Source organism: Devosia sp., assembly GCF_034675085.1.
In the GTDB taxonomy this organism is placed as follows: Bacteria; Pseudomonadota; Alphaproteobacteria; order Rhizobiales; family Devosiaceae; genus Devosia.
Genome location: NZ_JAUCDN010000393.1, coordinates 1 through 2,701, shown reverse-complemented (window position 1 = coordinate 2,701; position 2,701 = coordinate 1). Strand labels below are relative to the sequence as shown.

The window sequence follows — 2,701 nt, the reverse complement described above, 5'->3', positions numbered from 1 at the left end:
CCATGGGTTTCAAGATGGGCATTGTCGGCCTGCCCAATGTCGGCAAGTCGACCCTTTTCAACGCGCTGACCCGCACCGCCGCCGCCCAGGCCGCCAATTTCCCCTTCTGCACCATCGAGCCCAATGTGGGCGAGGTGTCGGTGCCCGATGCGCGGCTGGAAAAGCTGGCCGCCATCGGCAAGTCGATCAATGTGCTGCCCGCGCGCATGAGCTTCGTGGACATTGCCGGCCTGGTGAAAGGCGCCAGCCAGGGCGAAGGGCTGGGCAACCAGTTCCTTGCCAATATCCGCGAGACCGACGCCATCGCCTATGTGCTGCGCTGCTTTGAGGACCCCAATGTCATCCATGTTTCCAACCGGGTCGACCCGCTGGCCGACGCCGAGGTGGTGGAAACCGAGCTGATGCTGGCCGATCTCGAAAGCCTGGAAAAGCGCCGCGCCGGCGTCGAGAAAAAGGCCAAGGGCAATGACAAGGACGCCAAGGTCACGCTCGATCTGATCGACCGCGCCCTGGTGGTGCTGCGCGAAGGTCGTTCAGCTCGCTTCGTCGCCCGCGAGCCGGAGGAGGAAAAGGCCTTCCAGGAGCTGCAATTGCTCACCTCCAAGAAGGCGCTTTATGTGTGCAATGTCGACGAGGCCTCGGCCGCCACCGGCAACGCGCTGAGCAAAAAGGTGGAAGACTACGCCCATGCCAATGGCGCCGGCGTGGTGGTGATCTCGGCCGAAATCGAAAGCCAGCTCGCCCAGCTTCCCGATGCCGAGCAGGCCGAATATCTCGACACGCTGGGCCTTGCCGAGCCCGGCCTCAACCGGCTGATCCGCGAAGCCTACGACCTTCTGGGGCTACAAACCTATTTCACCGTCGGCCCCAAGGAAACCCGCGCCTGGACCATCCACAAGGGCGACAAGGCTCCCGCCGCCGCCGGTGTCATCCACACCGATTTCGAGCGCGGCTTCATCCGCGCCCAGACCATCGCCTTCGACGATTTCGTGGCGCTGGGCGGGGAAGTCGCCGCCAAGGAAGCCGGCAAGGCCCGCGACGAAGGCAAGGACTATGTCGTCAGGGATGGCGACGTGATGCTGTTCAAGTTCAATACCTGAAGGCCTGAAGCAAGGTTGACGGGGCGGTTTCAGCCAGGACCGCCCCCCATTCTTACGATTGGAAGAGTGAACCTGCCGGCGCGCGTTGCCTGGCGCGCGCGACGCGCTAGCATGGGGGCGCCGCAGGCTCGTCTGCCGGCCAGTGTCCCGGAGCATCTTCCCCCAAATGGCCCATCCCAGCATCACCTTTATCGGCGCCGGCTCGACCGTGTTCATGAAGAACATCGTCGGCGACATCCTGCAGCGCCCGGCCCTGGCCGGCGCCACCATCCGCCTGATGGATATCGACCAGGTGCGGCTGGAGGAAAGCCGCATCATCGCCGAAAAACTGGTCGCCTCGCTGGGGGTGGCTGCAACGGTGGAAACCTATTCGGATCAGCGCCGGGCCCTGGAGGGCACCCATTTCGTCGTCGTCTGCTTCCAGATCGGGGGCTATACCCCCTCGACGGTGATCGATTTCGAGGTGCCCAAGACGTATAATTTGCGCCAGACCATCGCAGATACGCTGGGCATTGGCGGCATCATGCGCGGGCTGCGCACCGTGCCGCATCTGTGGAAGATCTGCGAGGACATGCTGGCGGTCGCCCCCGAGGCGGTGATGCTGCAATATGTCAACCCGATGGCCATCAACACCTGGGCCATCGCCGAGAAATATCCAGCCATCAAACAGGTCGGCCTGTGCCATTCGGTGCAGGGCACGGCCCATGAGCTGGCCCATGATCTCGACATTCCCTACGAGCAGATCCGCTATCGCTCGGCCGGCATCAACCACATGGCCTTCTATCTCAATTTCGAACAGCGCCTCTCCGATGGCAGCTATCGCGATCTCTATCCCGATCTTCTGGCCGCCTATCGCGACGGACGCGCGCCCAAGCCGGGCTGGAACCCGCGCTGCCCCAACAAGGTGCGCTACGAAATGCTGACGCGGCTGGGCTATTTCGTCACCGAAAGCTCGGAGCACTTCGCCGAATATACCCCCTATTTCATCAAGGAGGGGCGCGAGGACCTGATCGAGAAATTCGGCATTCCGCTGGACGAATATCCCAAGCGCTGCATCGAGCAGATCGAGCGCTGGAAGGAGACGTCGGAACGCTATCGCAGCGCCGAGCACATCGAGGTGAAGGCCTCGCAGGAATACGCCTCATCCATCGTCAACTCGGTCTGGACCGGTGAGCCCTCGGTGATCTACGGCAATCTGCGCAATAATGGCGCCATCACCAACCTGCCCGCCGAAGCAGCGGTGGAAGTGCCGTGCCTGGTCGATGACAACGGCATCCAGCCCACCCTTATCGGCGCCCTGCCCCCGCAACTGGCCGCATTGATGCGCACCAATATCAATGTGCAGGAGCTGACCGTGCGGGCGCTGGTGGATGAAAAGCGCGAGCATATCTACCACGCCGCCATGCTCGACCCGCACACGGCGGCGGAACTGGACCTCGAGCAGATCTGGGCGCTGGTGGACGATCTGCTGGCCGCCCATGGCGACATGCTGCCGCAATGGGCGCGGGGGTGAGTTGATGGATTGTGGTTGGTTGCCCGCCCGTCCAGGCCTCCCCATCAAGGGGGGCGTGTTTACTTCAGGCGCTTTCTGTCCGGCAGTT

General features: G+C 63.0%; 2 protein-coding genes. Both read left to right on the top strand.

Annotation, left to right across the window (positions count from 1 at the left end; genetic code table 11):
* Positions 1-2: 2 nt before the first annotated feature.
* Positions 3-1,100, top strand: a complete 1,098-nt coding sequence (gene ychF / locus VDP82_RS16790; protein ID WP_323015973.1) for a redox-regulated ATPase YchF — start codon at positions 3-5, stop codon at positions 1,098-1,100.
* Positions 1,101-1,266: 166 nt separating this feature from the next.
* Entirely contained in the window at positions 1,267-2,613 is a 1,347-nt protein-coding gene (locus tag VDP82_RS16785; RefSeq protein ID WP_323015972.1) for an alpha-glucosidase/alpha-galactosidase, read from the top strand.
* Positions 2,614-2,701 lie beyond the last annotated feature (88 nt).

Coding starts and splice junctions, on each gene's coding strand:
- VDP82_RS16785 (WP_323015972.1), top strand. CDS start 1,267: ATGGCCCATCCCAGCATCACCTTTATCGGCGCCGGCTCGACCGTGTTC.
- ychF (WP_323015973.1), top strand. CDS start 3: ATGGGTTTCAAGATGGGCATTGTCGGCCTGCCCAATGTCGGCAAGTCG.